Annotated in this window: 18 protein-coding genes; 10 read left to right on the top strand and 8 right to left on the bottom strand. The window is 68.2% G+C overall.

Annotated features, from left to right (window positions below; genetic code table 11):
* Window positions 1-102 precede the first annotated feature (102 nt).
* Window positions 103-690, top strand: a complete 588-nt coding sequence (locus EV192_RS19205) for a hypothetical protein (protein WP_243726936.1) — start codon at window positions 103-105, stop codon at window positions 688-690.
* On the opposite strand, the gene EV192_RS57415 is transcribed toward EV192_RS19205, so the two are convergent.
* From EV192_RS57415 to EV192_RS19225, 4 genes are all read right to left on the bottom strand, one after another.
* Window positions 589-903, bottom strand: a complete 315-nt coding sequence (locus tag EV192_RS57415) for an LLM class flavin-dependent oxidoreductase (protein WP_207926137.1) — start codon at window positions 901-903, stop codon at window positions 589-591. The genes EV192_RS19205 and EV192_RS57415 overlap by 102 nt on opposite strands.
* A gap of 75 nt (window positions 904-978) precedes the next feature.
* A complete protein-coding gene (locus tag EV192_RS19215; protein ID WP_132117218.1) occupies window positions 979-1,476 on the bottom strand; it encodes a hypothetical protein in 498 nt (165 codons plus the stop codon).
* Entirely contained in the window at window positions 1,473-2,216 is a 744-nt protein-coding gene (locus EV192_RS19220; protein ID WP_132117220.1) for an alpha/beta hydrolase, read from the bottom strand. The genes EV192_RS19215 and EV192_RS19220 overlap by 4 nt, the downstream gene beginning before the upstream one ends.
* A 3-nt stretch (window positions 2,217-2,219) precedes the next feature.
* Window positions 2,220-3,662: an MFS transporter gene (locus EV192_RS19225; protein ID WP_132117222.1), complete on the bottom strand. Its 1,443-nt coding sequence runs from the start codon at window positions 3,660-3,662 to the stop codon at window positions 2,220-2,222.
* 186 nt (window positions 3,663-3,848) lie between these two features.
* On the opposite strand from EV192_RS19225, the gene EV192_RS19230 reads away from it, so the two are divergent.
* From EV192_RS19230 to EV192_RS19245, 4 genes are all read left to right on the top strand, one after another.
* Window positions 3,849-4,610, top strand: a complete 762-nt coding sequence (locus EV192_RS19230; RefSeq protein ID WP_132117224.1) for an SDR family NAD(P)-dependent oxidoreductase — start codon at window positions 3,849-3,851, stop codon at window positions 4,608-4,610.
* Between the two features lie 25 nt (window positions 4,611-4,635).
* Complete coding sequence (locus EV192_RS19235) at window positions 4,636-5,835, top strand: MFS transporter (protein WP_132117226.1); 1,200 nt, start codon at window positions 4,636-4,638, stop codon at window positions 5,833-5,835.
* A gap of 224 nt (window positions 5,836-6,059) precedes the next feature.
* A complete protein-coding gene (locus EV192_RS19240; RefSeq protein ID WP_132117228.1) occupies window positions 6,060-7,718 on the top strand; it encodes an FAD-binding oxidoreductase in 1,659 nt (552 codons plus the stop codon).
* Window positions 7,719-7,749: 31 nt separating this feature from the next.
* Window positions 7,750-8,724 carry a ParB/RepB/Spo0J family partition protein gene (locus EV192_RS19245; protein ID WP_132117230.1) on the top strand — a complete coding sequence of 325 codons (975 nt, stop codon included), beginning with the start codon at window positions 7,750-7,752 and terminating at the stop codon, window positions 8,722-8,724.
* Here EV192_RS19245 and EV192_RS57140 read toward each other — a convergent pair.
* Both EV192_RS57140 and EV192_RS19250 read right to left on the bottom strand, forming a co-directional pair.
* A complete protein-coding gene (locus EV192_RS57140; protein WP_341770870.1) occupies window positions 8,712-9,026 on the bottom strand; it encodes an MmyB family transcriptional regulator in 315 nt (104 codons plus the stop codon). The two genes, EV192_RS19245 and EV192_RS57140, sit on opposite strands and share 13 nt — an antisense overlap.
* On the bottom strand, window positions 8,990-9,592 hold the full coding sequence (locus tag EV192_RS19250) for a helix-turn-helix domain-containing protein (RefSeq protein WP_341770871.1): 603 nt from the start codon (window positions 9,590-9,592) through the stop codon (window positions 8,990-8,992). Before EV192_RS19250 ends, EV192_RS57140 begins: the two co-directional genes overlap by 37 nt.
* 288 nt (window positions 9,593-9,880) lie before the next feature.
* On the opposite strand from EV192_RS19250, the gene wecB reads away from it, so the two are divergent.
* From wecB to EV192_RS19275, 5 genes are all read left to right on the top strand, one after another.
* Window positions 9,881-11,056 carry a non-hydrolyzing UDP-N-acetylglucosamine 2-epimerase gene (wecB, locus tag EV192_RS19255; RefSeq protein ID WP_132117232.1) on the top strand — a complete coding sequence of 392 codons (1,176 nt, stop codon included), beginning with the start codon at window positions 9,881-9,883 and terminating at the stop codon, window positions 11,054-11,056.
* A complete protein-coding gene (locus EV192_RS19260) occupies window positions 11,056-11,754 on the top strand; it encodes a hypothetical protein (RefSeq protein WP_132117234.1) in 699 nt (232 codons plus the stop codon). Before wecB ends, EV192_RS19260 begins: the two co-directional genes overlap by 1 nt.
* Before the next feature lie 23 nt (window positions 11,755-11,777).
* Window positions 11,778-12,992, top strand: a complete 1,215-nt coding sequence (locus EV192_RS19265; protein WP_207926138.1) for an FG-GAP repeat domain-containing protein — start codon at window positions 11,778-11,780, stop codon at window positions 12,990-12,992.
* Window positions 12,993-12,994: 2 nt separating this feature from the next.
* Window positions 12,995-14,131 carry an acyltransferase family protein gene (locus tag EV192_RS19270; RefSeq protein ID WP_132117238.1) on the top strand — a complete coding sequence of 379 codons (1,137 nt, stop codon included), beginning with the start codon at window positions 12,995-12,997 and terminating at the stop codon, window positions 14,129-14,131.
* Window positions 14,132-14,297: 166 nt separating this feature from the next.
* On the top strand, window positions 14,298-15,218 hold the full coding sequence (locus EV192_RS19275; protein WP_243726938.1) for an aspartate aminotransferase family protein: 921 nt from the start codon (window positions 14,298-14,300) through the stop codon (window positions 15,216-15,218).
* On the opposite strand, the gene EV192_RS19280 is transcribed toward EV192_RS19275, so the two are convergent.
* Together EV192_RS19280 and EV192_RS19285 are read right to left on the bottom strand one after the other, a co-directional pair.
* Window positions 15,206-16,522, bottom strand: a complete 1,317-nt coding sequence (locus EV192_RS19280) for a CHAT domain-containing protein (RefSeq protein ID WP_132117242.1) — start codon at window positions 16,520-16,522, stop codon at window positions 15,206-15,208. The two genes, EV192_RS19275 and EV192_RS19280, sit on opposite strands and share 13 nt — an antisense overlap.
* 502 nt (window positions 16,523-17,024) lie before the next feature.
* The gene (locus EV192_RS19285; RefSeq protein ID WP_132117244.1) at window positions 17,025-17,948 is read right to left on the bottom strand and encodes a GbsR/MarR family transcriptional regulator; all 924 of its coding nucleotides are present in this window, start codon (window positions 17,946-17,948) and stop codon (window positions 17,025-17,027) included.
* Between the last annotated feature and the right edge of the window lie 95 nt (window positions 17,949-18,043).

Raw genomic sequence — 18,043 nt, forward strand, 5'->3', positions numbered from 1 at the left:
TGACTTCGGACATTGACAGTGCTGTTGGGGTGTGCCCCAACCGGACATTCGCTGCGGTAGGGCTCGCCGTGCTGACGAGCCACTTCCTGACGCTGGCTGTTGGTGGTCACCGCACTGATTCTGGGTGCCGGGCTTGGCTTGGGCCTGTGGGCGCTGGCGGTGTGGGCGTTCCCGCCCCGTCCCGCGCTGGGCGCGGTCCTGGCCCGCGGTACCGCGGCGCCCGCGCCGACACCGATCCTGGCAGGCGGGGACGCCGGGTGGGCGGCCAGGCTCGGCCGCCCGTTCATCGCCCCGCTGCGCACGCTCGGCTTGCCCGGTGAGCGGCTGGCCCGCGATCTGGCCGTGATCGGACGCCCGGTCGCGACCCATCTGGCGGAGAAGGCCACCCTGGCGATCGCCGGGCTGCTCGCGCCGGTCCTGCTGCAACTGCTGCTCACCCTGGCCGGGCTCTCGCCCGGGATCGAGGTCCCCGTCGTCGCCGGACTCGTCCTGGCCGCCGCCGGGTGTCGCGGCTCCGGCGCAAGGCAGGGTGGCGGTGCTGGACGATTGTCAGGCCTGACGAGACCGGGCACTCGAGGGGCGGACCGGCTAGCCCACTTGACTGGAGCAGCCCATGGCTGGCAACAATCGCGAACCGTCCGCCGGCCCACCCGCGCGACCGACACCGAGATCCACCCGGCCCGGGTATAACGTCGACTGCACCCGGAACACCTCGATGACCTTGATCGAGATGTACCGCGGCAACAGCACACCGCCCGACCCGACCCGCATGGTGCTGGTGTTCGCCAGGATCGCACCGCCCAGGATTTCCGGTGCGGCACCAGCGAAACCCGGAGAGTTGTGGTGCTCAGCCACCCAGTAACGCGTGATACCGAGGCCATCGGCGGCACGCGCGAGCTCCACGGAGGACTGCAACGCGTCGGCCGCCGTGCCGCCTTCGGGAATGGGGGGACTGGTCCAGGATCGAGAGCCGCATGGTCACCCCGGCACCGCGTTCATGGTCGCCGGCACGATCCGGTAGTCCGCCTGGAACACCAGGTTGTGCAGGTCCGCCGCGATGATCGCGCGCATCGTCGGCAGTTCCTCCATGGCCTGCTCGGCGGTGAAGACGTTCAACGGCCATTCGCCCACGGTCGCGCCGGACAGGTGCGGGTGGTGGAAGCCGCGGCCGTAGTGCGCACGGATCAGCACCGGGCTGATGCCCGCGATGTTCTGCTCCTTCCACGTCAGCGCCCAGACCGCGGCCATGCCACCGTCCGGCGACCTGGTCAGCCCGGACGCCGCGATCGTGCCGGTGCCCAGCAACAGGTCCTCGTTCAGCTCGGTGAGTGCTTGGTGGGCACCGGGATCTAGCAGCTCGACGGTGGCGGCGAACAGTTTTTCCTTGTCCTCACGGAGTATCGCGATCTCGCCGTGGGTGCCGTTCCGCAGGTCGGCGAAGTGCCGCAACAAAGCCCCGGCATGAGTGGAAGTCATGTGGTCTCCTTGGTCGAGATCAGGTCCTGGAATGCCGAACCCAGCCAGTCCCGCAACGGATTCCCGTCCGGCTGCAGGAACACGCCATGCGGCAGGCGAGGGAACACCCGTAACTCCACGGTGTTCCCGGCGGCCTGAAGGCGTTCGGCGTACTCGCGCACGTCGTCGGCGACCGGGTCGTACTCGCCCACGCCGAGTACCGCGGGCGCGAGCCCGCTGAGATCATGCGCGTCGAACGGCGTGCTGTAGCAGTCGCCCGGCCCGTGCGCCCGGTACAGCCGCCACGCGGCCCGCAAGTCCGATGTGGACGGAAAGGTGTCCAGCGAGTAGGAACCGGCCCGGCATTCCGGATCGAACGGTGGGTACGCCAGTACCTGCGCGGTTAGCGACCGGCCGAGGTCACGCCAGGTCAGCGCCGCGCAGGCGGCGATCGTGCCGCCCGCGCTGTCGCCGCCGACCGCCACCCGGCCGGTTTTGCTGGACGCCCAGTCCAGGATGGTCAGCACGTCGGTCAATGCCGCCGGGTGCGGGTGGCGGGGCGCCAGCCGGTACTCGACGCTGACGACCGTGCAACCGGCCCGCTCGGCCAGGTCGGCGCACGGTTCGTGCCAGCCGTCGACCGAGCCGCGGATCCAGCTGCCGCCGTGCGCCCACACCAGCCACTCGTCCCGCCCGTCGGCCGGACGGAAAACCCGGGCCGGCACTCCGCGCACGGCCACCGTCTCCCAGGTGACGCCCACGGGCTACGCGACCTGCTTGGCCGGCCGCAGGAACAGCGCGATCAGCACGGCCGCGACCAGGCACAGCGCGGTGTTGACGTAGATCGCGGTGGTCACGCCGGACAGCACGGTGGCGGGCGTCTCGCCGCCGAGTGCGTGCACGCGGGCGGTGGCGATCGCGCTCATGATCGGGATGCCCATGGTGATGCCGACCTGCTGGCTCATCGTGGCCAGACCGGTCGCCATGCCCTGCTCGGCGTCCGGCAGGCCGGAGGTCGCGGTCACCATGAACCCGACGATCGCGATCAGGTTCGCCACCCCGCCGACGAATGTCGCCACTAGCAGCAGCGCGATCGACGCCCGGCTGGAACCCAGCAGCACCAACGGAAGCGTAGCCGCAGCCTGGACAAGGAACCCGGTGATGACCGTCTTCTTGTTGCCAAGCTTGCCGATGATCTTCGGCGCCACGATGCCGCCAATGACCGTGCCCGCCCCGAGCACCGCGAACGACAGGCCCGCGCCCAGCGGCGTGTAGCCGAGCACCTTCTGCAGGTACAGCGTGAGCAGAAAGACCAGCGAGGTCTCGGTGATGAACGCGAGCAGCCCGGCGAAGTTGCCCCAGCCGATGCTGCGGCGCTTGAGGATCGACGTCGGTACCAGCGGCGCCGAGACGCGCTTCTCGATCGCCCAGAACACCACGAGCAGCACGACACCGGCGGCGAGCGGGCCCCACGCGAGCGGGTCGGCCCAGCCCTGTTCACCGGCGGTGGTCAGGCCGAAGACGATGGCGAGCAGGCTCAGCGTGACGGTGATGGCGCCGGGGAGGTCTAGCTTTGGCCGCTGCTCTGGGCGGCTCTCGGCGAGGACGGTGGGCGCGAGCACCAAGACGATCGCGGCGACCGGCACGTTGATGAAGAACGCCCACCGCCAGCTCAGCACGTCGGTGAGCACACCGCCCAGGATGGCGCCGGTGGTGAAGCCCGCGGCCATCAGCGCGCCGTTGAGGCCGAGCACCTTGTCCCGCAGTGCGCCCTCCGGAAAAGACGTCGTCAACAGCGACAACGCGGCCGGGGTGACTGCGGCGGTGGCCAGGCCCTGTGCCACTCGCGCGGACAGCAACAGCGCGGGGTCGGTGGCCAGGCCACCCGCGAGCGAGCCGATACCGAGCAACGCCATACCGACCAAGAACAGCCTGCGGCGGCCGAACAGGTCGGCGACCCGGCCGAACAGCAGCGTGAAGCCGGCCGCGCAGAGCGCGAACGCGGTGGCGATCCACTGCAGGTTCTCCAATGAGAAACCCACGGCCGAGCCGATCCGGGGCAGCGCTACATTCAGGATCGAGAAGTCCACCGCGAGGGTGAAACTCGCGCTGAGCAGCAGTAGCAGAGTGAGGCGTTGCCGAGAGGTTATCGATGGCGACGCGGGCACACTCCCGGCCGCGCTTGTGACCTGCTCCACACGGGACATGGCCAATTATTTCCTTTCTCTGGACAACGGTGACTTCGTCACTTAACAATCGGCCCTGGTCAGCAAGCCAGCCAGTACCCTGCGCTGCCTAGCACTCGGCTGCCTAGCACTCGCAGGGACACCCACGCAGCGGTGTGGCCGGGTCAGAATGGTGCCGTTGCGCTGCTGTGGGGAGGGGCCCGGGAAATGGACTTGCGGCTTTCCGGAAGAGTATTCATCGTCACCGGAGCGTCCGCCGGGATCGGCGAGGCCACGGTGCGGCTGCTAACGGCCGAGGGAGCCGTTGTGGTCGGCGTGGCCCGAAAACCCCGCCGCGACGAGGATGTCGCCGCTGATGTCGCCGACCGGGCCGCGGCCCAGCTGGTGGTGGACACGGTGCTGGAGCGGCACGGTCGGCTCGACGGGCTGGTCAACAACGTGGGCGGGCTCGACTCCCGGACCAGTTTCCTGGACGTCAGCGACGACGACTGGCTGGCCACGTTCGACCTGAACTTCCACTCGGTCGTGCGGTTCAGCCGCGCCGCCCTGCCCGCGTTGACCGAGCACGGCGGCAGCCTGGTGCACGTGGCCAGCGAGGCGGCCCGGTTCCCGGACACCTCGCTGGTCGACTACGCCGCAGCGAAGACCGCACTGTTGTCGATGTCCAAGACACTGGCCGGGGAGTTCGGCCCGCGTGGGGTGCGGTCCAACGTGGTCTCACCGGGCCCGACCCGCACGTGGCTGTGGGATCGGCCCGGCGGTTTCGCCGACCAGTTGGCCGACCAGTTCAAGCTTCCGGTGGACGAGGCGATCGAGCACTTCGTCCGCGATGTCCGCAGGCTGCCGTCCGGGCGGCTGGGCACCCCGCAGGAAGTCGCCGGGGTGATCGCCTACTTGTTGTCGCCGCTGACCAGCCAGGTCACCGGGGCCGAGTGGGCGATCGACGGCGGCGCGCTCCGGCAGATCTGACCGTTCGCTTTCGGGGAGTACGGCGATGACAGTCGCTTTGTTGGCCCTGGCCATCGGCGCATTCGGCATTGGCACCACCGAGTTCGTCATCGTCGGGCTGCTGCCGCAGGTCGCCGCCGACCTCGGGGTGTCGATTCCCGGCGCCGGCCTGCTGGTCTCGGGGTACGCGCTGAGCGTGGTGATCGGCGCGCCGCTGATGACCGCCGCGGGCTCACGCCTGCCTCGAAAAACCATGCTGGTCCTGCTGATGGCCGTCTTCCTGGCCGGGAACGCGGTGTGCGCGGTGGCCGGAAACTACGCGCTGCTGATGGTGGGCCGTGCGGTGGCGGCGCTGTGTCACGGCGCCTTCTTCGGGATCGGCTCCGTGGTGGCGGCCAACCTGGTCGCCCCGAACAAACGCGCCAGCGCGATCGCGATGATGTTCACTGGGCTGACCGTGGCGAACGTGCTCGGCGTGCCACTGGGCACCGCGCTCGGCCAGCAGTTCGGCTGGCGCTCCACGTTCTGGGCGGTCACCGCGCTCGGCGTGGCCGGGATCATCGGCGTCATCACGCTCGTGCCGCGGCAGCCCAGGCCCGACGGCGGTATCTGCGGCGAGTTGGCCGTGTTCCGCCGTCCGCAGGTATGGCTGGCGCTGGTGACGACCACGCTCGGCTTCGCCGGGGTGTTCGCGTCGTTCACCTACATCGCGCCGATGATGACGCAGGTCGCCGGGTTCTCCGCGGGCGCGGTGAGCTGGCTGCTGATCCTGTTCGGCGCCGGGTTGTGCGTGGGCAACGTGGTCGGCGGGCGGGCCGCCGACCGCAGCCTGATGCCCAGCCTGTACGTCATCCTTGCGCTTCTTGCGGCCGTGCTGCTGATCTTCGTGTTCACCGCACAGGCACAGCTCGCCGCGGCGGTGACGATCGTGTTGTTCGGTGCGGCCGGTTTCGCCACGGTTCCAGCCCTGCAAATGCGGGTGATGGACAAGGCCGAGGGGGCGCCCGCGCTGGCCTCTGCGGCCAACATCGCCGCGTTCAACCTGGGCAACGCCATCGGGGCGTGGCTGGGCGGGCTGACCATTGACGCCGGACTGGGCTACACGTCACCCAATTGGGTCGGTGCCGCCCTCGCGCTGTCCGGATTGTCGATAGCTGTCCTGTCCGGTTCACTCGATCGGCGGGGTAGGCATTCCACTTCCGTGCAGCAACCTGCGGCGCAATTCCCTGTCGGCGGCGGCCGGTGAGCGGTTTACCTGCGCAATTGTTCACGGCGGCGGAATGTGGGACGAGCTCCGCAGCGCGCTTGACACCCGCTCCGCGATGCCGGTACGTTGACCGAGGGGAAGCTCTGGGGATCCGACGCACCGTCCGCGTAATTCCTTTGTTTTACGGTTTGTCCTTTTTGTGTTCCGGACTATGGCGTCCTATGTCATGGGCATGTCCACAAATAAAGGGGGGCGTTACTGATATGCGCAAAACAAGTGGTGTCAACCGCCGATCAGTTTTATTCGGGGCGGCAGCGGCCACCGGTGCCCTGACGGTCGGCACGACGAGCGCCCAGGCTGAGCGTGCGGCTGTCCCGGTACTCGCGGGCGCGACCATCCGCGCCGGCGACCCGCGTTATCCCGAACTGACCACCGGCAACAACCAGCGGTTCGTGGCACGGCCGGACTACGTCCGCATGATCACCTCCGCAGAGGACGCCGAACGCGCGGTCCGCGACGTCGTGCGGGCCGGCAAGCGGGTCTCGATCCGAGGCGGCGGGCACTGCTTCTCCGACTTCGTGTGCAATCCCGAGGTCGAGGTCATCCTGGACGTCTCGGAGATGACGCGGGTGTCCTACGACCCGGCCCGCCGCGCGTTCGCCGTCGAGGCGGGTGCACGACTGATCAACGTGTACGAGGCGCTGTTCAAGGGCTGGAACGTCACCATTCCCGGCGGAATCTGCTACAGCGTCGGCATCGCCGGGCACATCGCGGGCGGCGGGTACGGCCTGCTGTCGCGGGCGCACGGTCTGACCGTCGACCACCTGTACGCCGTCGAGGTCGTCGTGGTCGAGGACGGCGGCCGGGTCCGCACCGTGGTGGCCACGCGCGAGGAGGGCGATCCGAACCGGGACCTGTGGTGGGCGCACACCGGGGGCGGGGGCGGCAACTTCGGCATGGTGACGCGCTACTGGTTCCGCTCCCCGGGCGCGACCGGCATGAACCCGTCCGACCAGTTGATCTCGCCGCCGTCCAAGGTGCTGGTCAGCGCAATCGAGTTCCCGTGGGACCAGCTTGACGAGGGCAAGTTCCACCAGCTGCTGAAGAACTTCGGCGCGTGGCATGAGCGCAACGCGGCCCCGGACTCGCCCGCGAGGAGCCTGAGCAGCCTGTTCAACGTCAGCTCGAAAGCGCACGGCAGCCTCGGGATGTTCACCCAGGTCGACGCGGGCGCGCCGGGTGCCCGCAAGCTGCTGGACGACTACCTGGCCGCGATCACCGAGGGCGTCGGGATCACGCCGCGCTCCGCGATCCGCCCGATGGGTGAGATCGGTGCCCTGCCGGGCTTTACCGCTCCCCGTGAGCTGCCGTGGCTGCAGGCCACCCGGATGGTCGGCACGAACAACCCCACCATCACCAACCCGAGCTCGCGCGGCGGCCACAAGTCGGCCTACATGCTCAAGAACTTCTCCGACGCGCAGATCGCCGCGGTGTACAAGCACATGACCCACCCGGACTTCCAGAACCCAGACACCATGCTCGTGCTGTTCTCCTTCGGTGGCAAGGTGAACGCCGTCAGTCCACACGAGACTGCCAACGCGCAGCGGGGCAGCGTCTTCAAGATGTGCTTCCAGACGTTCTGGGAGAAACCCGAGGACGATCCGTTCTACCTCGACTGGCTGCGTGAGCTCTACGGCGAGTTCTTCGCCGCGACCGGCGGCGTCCCGGTGCCTGGCACCTCGGCCGACGGCTGCTACATCAACTACCCGGACAACGACGTCGCCAACCCGTCCTACAACAAGTCCGGCGTGCCCTGGTCGACCTTGTACTACAAGGACAACTACCCCCGGTTGCAGCGGGTCAAGCGGCGCTACGACCCGACGAACTACTTCCGGCACAAGTTGTCCATCCAACCGGCATGACAGCTGTCTTCCGCTGGGAGGGGAGGAAGGCATGACCAGTCAGCCCACCGTGGAGTCACCGGCGCTCGGCCCGGTCCGCACGGTCCGGATCGCCGAGCTGAAACCGGGCGCCTCGCCGAGGTCCGGCGGGCAGGTCGCGCAGTACGTGCGGCTGCTCGCCGAGGCGGAGTCCGACCTGCCGCCGATCATCGTCGACGCGGCGACCATGCGGGTGATCGACGGTATGCACCGGCTGCGGGCGGCGACCGCGCGCGGCGAGGACACGATCGAGGTGCGGCTGTTCGAGGGCAGCCCGTTCGAGGTCTTCGTGTTCGCCGTGCGGGCCAACGTCGAGCATGGCCTGCCGCTGTCACTGAAGGACCGCTCCACCGCCGCCGAACGGATCATTCGCTGGCGGCCGGAGTGGTCCGACCGGGCCATCGCGTCGGTCGCCGGTCTCGCGTCCGGGACCGTCGCGGCGATCCGGGCTAGGACGGGCAAGACCACCGCGCCAATCCGGATCGGCCTGGACGGCAAGGCCCGACCGGTCAGCGGGGCGGAGGGCAGGCGCTCCGCGTACGAGTTCATGGTCGGCAACCCGGGCGCGTCACTGCGCGCGATCGCCAAGGCCGCTGGGATCTCCGTCGGCACCGCGCGTGACGTCCGCGAACGGCTCCGCCGCGGCGAGGACCCGTTGCTGCCCAAGCAACGGGCCGAACTGATGGGTGCTGCCGAGCCCGTTGTGCTGCCGGTGCCGTCGCTGCGGCCGGTGGCGGACCGGCGGGCGGCGCTGGACGCACTGCGCAACGATCCGTCGGTGCGCTACGCCATCCTCGGCCGGATGCTGTTACGACTGCTGGACGTGCACGCCATCGGTCCGGCCGAGTGGCAGCGGCTGGCCGACGCGGTGCCGATCCACCACGCCGAGATGATGTCCGACCTGGCCCACGAGTACGCGGGTGCCTGGCGGGAGTTCGCCGAACACCTCCGGCGCCGCCGCACCACGGCCGCCGCTCAGAAGTCCTGAATCGCCCGCTCCGCCGCGGGCTGCTGCGCACCGGCACGCATCAGCCGCAGCGCGGCCTCCGACGGGGTGCCCGGCTCGGCGCTGTAAATCAGGATCCGGTGCGCCGAGTCGTCGGGCAGCTGCACGACCTCGAACGACAGCTCCAACTGGCCGACGACCGGGTGGTGGAAGTACTTCACCCCGAATGTGCAGTTGAGCACCGGATGCCGGGACCACAGGGCGGCGAACTCGGTGCTTTTCATGCACAGCTCACCGATCAGTTCGGTCAGATGACGGTCGTCCGGATGACGCCCGGCGACCAATCGCAGCGAGGCGACCGAACGTTTGCCTCAACCTCCCAGCGTGAGTACAACTCGCGCGTGTGTTCGTCGAGGAAAAGCATTCTGGTGAGATTAGGGCGGGTGGCCGCCGAATACGGACTTTCTGCGTGATAATCGCCGGCGAGCAATTGATGACCGAGCCTGTTCCAGGCCAGTACGTCACTGCGGCGGTCCATCGCGACCACCGCGACCACCGCGACGCCGTCCATCGCGGCGATCAGCTGGCGGGTGGTCGGCCGTGTGGCCTCCGGGCGGGTCGCCTGGCGGCGCTTGCGCTTGGCGGGCCGCGCGAGGTTGCGCAGATGGGCCGTCTCGTCGTCGTTCAGCCGCAGCGCGCGGGCGATCGCGTCCAGCACGTCGTCTGACGCGTTCTGGCTTTGTCCCTGCTCAAGACGGGTGTAGTAGGTCACACTTACGCCGGCCAGCTGGGCCAGCTCCTCGCGGCGCAGGCCGGGCACCCGCCGGGCACCATAGGAGGAGATGCCGACCTCCTCCGGCCGCAGCCGCGCCCGCCGGGGCCGCAGGAAATCACCAAGCTCCGTGTCCACTTCACCAGTGTCCCGCACAACCGCAGACGCGTCCTGTCCCTGTCAGGGTCACCCTTGTCACCAGGCGGAAAGCAATTCCCCCTGGGTACCATGCCGCCACTCACATTTCAGGGTGTGCAACCGTCGAAGATGTAGTGTTGCACATCGATTCCTCACCGGCGCTCGTGCGTCTAGCATCGGTGAATATTCGCCACCTCGGCGTCATGGCCGACGCCCATCCGAAGCGTCACACCAGTCCATTAAGGCCGTCAGGGGGACATGCCCTTTCGCGGCCACAGGAAGGACGTCATGCGAAAGGTTGCTGTTATCCTCGGCACCCGGCCGGAGGCGGTCAAATGCGCCCCGGTGATCCGGGCGCTGCAGGACGACCCGCGGTTCAGCCCGGTCGTTCTGTCCACCGGGCAGCACCGGCAGATGCTCGACGAGACGCTCGACGCGTTCGGCATCACCCCGGATGTCGACCTCGGCGTGATGGCCGAACGGCAGACCCTGTCCCAGGTGACCCACCGGGCGTTGAGCGGGCTGGCGGAGCACCTGTCGGTCGCGCCGGTCGACGCGGTCATGGTGCACGGGGACACCGCCACCACGCTGGCTGGAGGCCTGGCCGGGTTCCACAACCAGATCCCGGTGGTGCACATCGAGGCGGGCCTGCGCAGCGGCGAGCAGTACTCGCCGTTCCCGGAGGAGGCCAACCGCAGGCTGGTCGCCCAGATCGCCGAGCTGCACCTGGCGCCGACGCCGGGCAACAGCGCCAACCTGATCCGCGAGGGCATCAGCGAGAACAAGATCGTCGTCACCGGCAACACGGTCATCGACGCGTTGCGGTGGGCCACTGCGCAGGCGGTCGGCTACGGCGACCCGGCGCTGGAGGACCTGGACGACGACCCGCGACGGGTGATCCTCGCGTCGGCGCACCGACGCGAGTCGTGGAGCAGGCTCAACCAGATCGGCCAAGCGCTGCGCCAGGTCGCGGACACCGAGGACGTCCGGATCGTCGTGCCGCTGCACCGCAATCCCATTGTGCGGGAGGCGATGCTGCCGCAGATCAGCGGTATTTCGAACATCACCATCGTGGATCCGTTGCCGTACCTTCAGTTCTGCCGGTCGATGCTGCGCAGCGACATCATCGTGTCGGACAGCAGCGGGGCCGAGGAGGAGGGCCCGGCGCTCGGCAAGCCGACGTTGGTGCTGCGGGACGTCACCGAGCGGCCGGAAGCCGTCACGGCGGGCACGGCACGGCTCGTCGGTCGTACCAGCGAGCGGATCGTCGCCGAGGTCACCGGCCTGCTGCACGACGACGTCCGGTACACCCAGATGTCCACCACCGCCAACCCGTACGGCGACGGCAAGGCGACCGACCGGGTGGTCGGTGCGCTGGCGCACTACTTCGGCGACGGCCCCGCGGTCGTTCCGTTCGTGCCGGGCAGCCGGATCGAGCCGGTCCCGGCCGGGCTGGCGGCGTGATGGCGGGCACGAGTACGCGGATCAGCTGGTCGAACGCGTACATCGATGCTCGGTTCGTGGTGGAGCCCAAGGACTTTCGGGTCGACGGACACACCATTGTGGTCAATCCCAACCTGACCCCGGTGACCGTGGGCGAGCCACCGGTCCGGCACATCCCAGCGTTCTCGTCGACCGTCCTGGTGGACACCACCATCGAGCAGGGTGACAGCGTGCTGCTCTTGCGCGTGCTCAACGAGGACACCATCGCGAGCATCGTCGATCTGCCCGGCTGGCACCTGTTCGCCGACCTGCTGCCCGGGTTCCCGCGGTCGACGCTGCTGCACCGCGGGCCTGTCGAACGGATCGGCACCGTCGAATTCGACCCGGGCATCGCCCTGGGAGAGGACAAGTCGTTGGGCCAGCGAACTTTCGAAACGTCGGTGAACCTGTGGTTCGCCCCGGCCGGGACCGACTGCGCGATCCACAACGAGCACGACTTCATCGAGATCCACTCGCAGCTTCACGGCTACGGCCGGATGCAGAAGTTCAAGCAGCGGGACCACAGCACCCTGTACGAGGACCAGTTGATGAGTCCCGGTCACACCCCGCCCGTGCCGTTCTGCCGCACCAGACCGGACGGCGGGTTCACTTACCCATGGCACCAGTACCGCGCCGACACCGACTGTGTCTGGCTCGCTGTCGAGTACCACGCCGTCTGAGGTTGCCGGGAAAGGAGACAGCCGTGGTGACGTCACCGAAGTTCACCCCTGAGATCGTCGCCGAGCAGTTGCGCGACGGGTACTGGCTGGAGGCGCCGGACATCGACGGCGACGGCACGCCGGACCTGTTCGGCTACGGCCTGCGCCTCGGCGAGATCTACTGGTACCAGAACACCGAAGGCTGGCCGAAGAGGCTGGTGACCGACGGGTTCCGGATGCCGGTCGGCGCCGACTTCGCCGACATCAGCGGCAACGACCACCCGGACATCGTGGTGTGCTACGAGCTCTACGGCCCGATCGGCACCATCCACGACCCGGATCCGGCCGGCGGCAAGATCGACTGGATCGAGAACCCGGGCGGCGCGGATAAGACCGGGGAACGCTGGCAGCGCCACTACATCGGCCGCGCGACCGGCATGCACCGGTTGCGGGTCGGGCACTTCACGCAGACCGAGAAGCTGGAGGTCATCGGCCTGCCGATCGTCGCCGAGGCGGACGTGCACGCGGTGCTGCCGGTGGTGCTGTTCACCCAGCCCGACGACGTGCACACGGCCGAGGAGTGGCCGATGACCGTCATCGACGACTCGTCGTTCCGGATGATCCACGGCGCGGAGAAGAAGACGGGCCTGATCCCCGGGTCGGACCTGGAGTCGGTCCTGCTCGCCTCGGACGAGGGCGTGACCTGGCTGTACTTCGACGAGAAGACCGGGCAGTGGCGCAAGGAGCTGATCGGCACCGGGGAACTGACCCAGTTCGAGCAGACCGGGTTCCGCGGCAGCGGTGACGTGGACGCCGGGCGGCTGGGCGATGCGGCGTTCGCGTACCTCGCCGCCATTGAACCGTTCCACGGCAACACTGTCGCTGTGTACACAAAGGATGATGCCGACGCCTGGCAGCGCACTCTGCTGGATGTGTACGGTGATCCGAACGAGAACGGCGAAGGACCGGGCCACCAGATCGTGTGCGCCGACTTCGACGGTGATGGCGACGACGAGTTCCTCGTGGCGCTGCGCGGCCCGTGGCCGTGGCAGGGCGTCATGTACTACAAGGCGATCGACGCCAAGCAAGGCATCTGGGCGAAGTGGCGGGTGGCCGAGGAGTCCGTCGCCCGCATCGCCACCGCCGACTTCACCGGCGACGGCCGCCTGGACTTCGCCACCATCGCGTACTCGGTGCAGAACTACTACGTCGCCAAGGACGCGAAGTTAATGGTCTACCGCAACGAAATCTCGAGGTAAGCATGACCCGCCCCACCTCCCTGCGTTCACTGACGGGGCTGCGGTTCGTCGCAGCCCTGCTGGTGTTCCTGTTCCACATCACCCTGTCGAACTCGCCCATCCCGCCGAACACACCGATCAACCCGTTCGCCGACGAGGGACTCGCGGACTGGCTGGAGTGGCTGTTCAGCAAGGCCGGCTACCTAGGGGTGTCGTTCTTCTTCGTGCTCAGCGGGTTCGTGTTGACCTGGTCGGTCAAGCCGGGCGAGCGGATGCGCGCTTTCTGGCGGCGCAGGCTGCTCAAGATCTTCCCGAACCACCTGGTGTTGTTCGCCGCGGCGATGATCCTGTTCGCGGCGGCGATGACACCGGCGTCCGGCTGGCTGCTGAACATGTTTCTGCTGCACTCGTTCTCGCCGGACCCGACGGTGTACGTGAACGTGAACCCGCCGTCCTGGACGCTGTGCAGCGAGTTGCTGTTCTACATGCTGTTCCCGCTGCTGCTCAAGCCGATCGCCCGGATCAGGGAAAACCGGCTGTGGTTCTGGGCCGGTGTGGCGATCCTCGGCATGGTGGCCGTGCAGGTGATCAACACCTATCTGATCCCGGACTCGCCGCGCTCGCCGATCACGCCGATCTCCGGGGCGCAGTTCTGGTTCGGTTACATCTTCCCGGCGCCCCGGCTGTTGGAGTTCGTCTCCGGCATGCTGCTGGCCCGTCTGGTGCTGTCGGGCCGGTTCCCGGCGATCAACCCGGTGCTGACGCTGGTGACCGTGCCGGTCGGTTACGCGGTCGCGTTGAACGTGCCGTTCATGTACGGCTTCGTCGTGGCCACGATCATCCCGATCTGTCTGGTGATCGGCGCCTACGCGACCGCCGACAGCCAGGGCCGCCGGACCGGGCTGCAAGGCCCACGCTGGCACTGGCTGGGTGAGATCTCATTCGGGTTCTACATCTGCCAGGGCGTGGTCGTGTTCTACGGCCGGACCCTGTTCCCGGTCGACCCGTTCAGCACACCGGTGGCCATCGGTGTGGCTGTCCTGCTGTTCATCCCCACCCTGCTGGCAGGCTGGGGGCTCTACGCACTGGTCGAACGACCGGTGATGCGCCGCTGGGCCCGCAGCACCGCACTCATCCAACTCCAGCTCCACGCCGACTGACCCCGCTCGGCACCAAACGCAGAGCCTTGATCCCCACTGGTGCTACGAGATCAAGGCGCTGCGGCCGTTCGTTGGTCCGGCTGCTGGCCAGTGCGCGTGCCCCGGCGTTCGGCTGGCAGCCCAGCCTGACGATGTTGCGCTTCACCCGGCGGCGGGTCTGAGTTCCGTGCAGGCCGCGTTCACCACCTCCCAACTCGACCGGTTCGAGGGCTATCAGGCCGCCCGCGAGCGCAACGTGACCACATTCCTGGACCGGCCGTCGGAGTTGCCGGGCCTGACAGTGCCGACGGTGGCCGATGGCAGCACGCATGCCTGGCACATCCTCCGGTTCCGCTTCGACCCGGACGCCGCCGGACTGCCCGGCATCACGCCCGAGGCATTCCGTCGAGCGTTGCACCGGTTGCTACGCGCGGAAGGCGTTCCGGTCTCGCGCTACCAGGTGATGCCGTTGCCGGACCAGCGGGTGTTCACCGACCGGGTCGGCTTCGGCAGGGGATGTCGCCAGTTCGGCCATCTCCGTGTTGCCTGGCCCGTCGTCGACCACCGCGCGGAAGCACTCGACGGCCCGGCCGGCCTACGCCGCGACGTCCGGCGGGGCCTGCCCGGTCATCAGCCTAACCGGCGCGTTCGGCGCCCGGAGGCTCTGGAGCGCTTGGTGGACATAGAACCGGCCGAGCTGGAGCTGGCTCATGTTCCGAATGTTCTCGGGCAGGTTGGGGGCGGCGACTGCTTCCTCCAGCAGGCGGATGCTGGTCTCCCGGTCCTGCTCGTCCTTTCCGGGGTGGAACGAGCGCCGCATGCACAGGAGCCAGCCGAGCTGCCTGGCGACACGGCAGCGGAGGTCGTTGCCGTCTTGCAGGTATCCATAGGCTTCGTGCATCGCCGCGATCGCGTCGTTCAGGGCCGGCAGCCCCGAGGCCGCGCTAGGGCCGCCGCGTGTGTACCGCTCCGCCAACGCCCGCCCGAGGCGGGTGAGGGGGCCAACCGGGCCGGGCCGGACAGTCTCGCCACCTCGGCCCGAAACTTCGCAATGACCCCGTCCGACAAACCGAATACTCCCTTTCTGGCGACGGCCTACAGTCCATAGTGGATGAATCCCGCCCAGGCGACGACAGGCGCGGGCTCGCCGGCCGGCACGGACCGCAGCAGCTCGGTGGGCATCCGCTCAGGTGCCTGCCGCAGGGGATCGAGCATCCACATCTGCGCCTGCCGCAGGGCCTGCCAGGGCGGGCGGCCTTCAGTGCGGCAGTAGTGGTGGAACAGGTACATCAGCGCCGGAGTCTGGAGGTCGGGGATGCTCCACTGGGTAGACAGCACCGAACGGGTGCCGCCGGCGAGGAAGGCGGTGCCGAGGCTGTACGCCTCGTCGTAGCCGTGGACGGATCTCCCGGTGTTGCACGCGGCCAGCACGACCAGGCTGACCTGACACTGTTCGGTGGTGGCCAGCAGGTCCAGGATCTCCTCGGCGGTCAGCTCACCGGCACCCGAGGCGCGCTGGTCTGCTGGCGCCAGCAGCAGGTAGGACTTCGCGTCGTCCAGTCCGGTGGCGAAGGAGCCGTGGCAGGCGAGGTGAAGCATGACACCGGCGGCCGGTCCCAGGTCGGTCAGCAGACCATAGAGATGACTGTCGACAGTGAGCGCCGACAGGGCCCACGAGGGAAAAGCGTTGTGGTGCTCGGCCGAGAGCACCGTGGGCTCGATCAGCTTGCGAGAGATCAGGTCGCCGAGCCAGTCGTGCGGGCAGATGAGGGCGTCAATCCCAGCGGTGCGCTCAAGATCCGCCACGAACCGCCGCTGCGAATAGCCGGGCGCATTCGTGTGGAACTCCACGTTGACACCGTAGGTGGCCAGGAAGTCTCCTTGGAACCGGCTGAACACTTTGGCGCGCGGTGGATCAGCGGTGATGCAGAGCGTCGGCTGTAGCTCGGTTAGTCGGCCGTACTGATTGCGCAACCAGCGCACACCCGCCGCGTCCGTGAAGCTGAGCTTCACCCTACGGGCCGCAGGGGCTCCGGCTTCGCTGTCGATCGGGGCGAAGAGTACTTCGCCAGGTGGCACGACAAGGTAGTGAGTCTTGTGCCCGTCGGTCCGGTCGTCGGCACCGACGACCGTCAGATAGACCTGGTAGACCGGGGTTTCCGACGCATTCCGCACGAACGCGCCGCGTGTCCCCGTGTGGTCCGGTCCCCACCAAGCCGACACGAGTGCCGCCTGCGCGCGCCGGGTGAACGCGGCCTGCACCTCGCGTGCTTCCGCGTTCACCCGATCGCGTTCTGACTCGATCCGGTAAGTCCGCCTGGTGACCACGACCGCCGCGGCGGCGAATCCGAGTGCGAACAACGAACCGAGGCCCTGAAGCCACCCGGCCACATCCCCCCACTGGACAGCCATTCACACCTCGCATCCGACGTACAGGTCGCTGACGGAAGGTCGGCCATGTGATGCTCAGCGTTACGGTAGACACCACTCGTCTTCCTGTGTCGCCCTGCGGTGGTCGTCAGTCCCACCACGGAAGTGATTCACCATGCATACCTTGAAGCCGGCCACGGGCCAGGAAGGACACGTCCGGTCATCGGCATGTGCGGATGTTCGATCACAGTTGAACCATCGGGTGGAACGTCAGATGAGTGCGGCCGACCCGTTTCCCCTGTGTGCGGCGTCATTTCGCTGACCTGGGAAGCGTCATCGGGTGTCAGTAGGTGGGCGACACTCGATGTCAGTAGATCGGTGCGCTCGCCCCTCGTGCTTCACCGGGCCCTGGAGTGTCAGTAATTACGCCTCACTGCTGACATCAGCGAGCGGTGTCGCGCCGTTCAGGCCGACCAAGTAGCAAAGCGCGAACCGTCGGCTCGCGGCGCGGCGGTCTCGGGCGGTTGTCAGTCGAATCGGTGCCTCACATGTCGATTGCTTCGCGCTGCGCCGGGCTGAGGCGGTCCGGTCTTGTGGTGAGGGTGTATGTCTCGGGTCCGGTGGCCCGCAGGGCGAGGGGATCGGCGATGGCCGGTTGACGTGCGATCGCGTCCAGGGCGGCGGCGGCACGGTCCCGGGGCCAGTCGAGCGCGGTGGCGAGCGTGCCCAGAGTGAGTGGTCGGCTGGCGTGCACGAGGGCGGCGAGTACGGTCAGCGCGTCGTACACCACGGTCTCGGCGAGGGTGCTGCTGCTCATCTGTTCGCTGAGCCGGGCGAAGAACTGGCCCATCCGGCCGAGTCGGGCGCCCGCCGTCGTGTCGGCGCCGAGAATCTCGATGCCTTGCTGTGCGGCGGTCGCGATCTCGTCGTGTGCGCTGGTGTCGGCCCGCCACGCCCGGAGCCAGACATCGTCGTCGATGCGGTAACGCTCGCGGCGCCCGTTGGAATTCGGTTGGCGCACAACCAGTTCCATCGCTTCGAGGTAGCCAACGGACTTGGACACCGATGCCGGGCTGACCTGTAGTCGGCGCACCAGGTCGGCTGCTGTCAGGCCGTCGGCGTCCGCGGTGAGCAGGCAGACGAACACCCGGGCGGTCATCCGGGGCAGGCCGGTCGTCGCCAGCAGGGTGGCGAAGCGGTCCACGAAGCCGCTCACCACCTCGGTCGGCTCCTGGTCGGTCGCGGGCCTGGCGGGCCGGGCTGGCTTGCGTTGGCGGGCACGATGGCCGGCGGCCTGCTGGGCGTGGTCGGCCAGGTAGTCGCCGGGTGCGCCGTTGCGTGCCACCTCGCGGCTGATCGTGGACGTCGGCCTACCGAGCCGGCGGCCGATTTCGGCGTACCCGAGTCCGTCCGCCAGCCATGCCGAGATCCGCTGACGGTCCTCGCGAGTCAGCCTGCCTCCTGGCACCGGCTCACCACCTCCCCTTTTGCGTTCACCAACAGTACATTGCAACGATGGCATTGAGGTAGTTGCGTTCATTCACAATATTGTTGCAACGATTG

The sequence above is a fragment of the Actinocrispum wychmicini genome (assembly GCF_004345645.1).
Lineage (GTDB): Bacteria > Actinomycetota > Actinomycetes > Mycobacteriales > Pseudonocardiaceae > Kibdelosporangium > Kibdelosporangium wychmicini.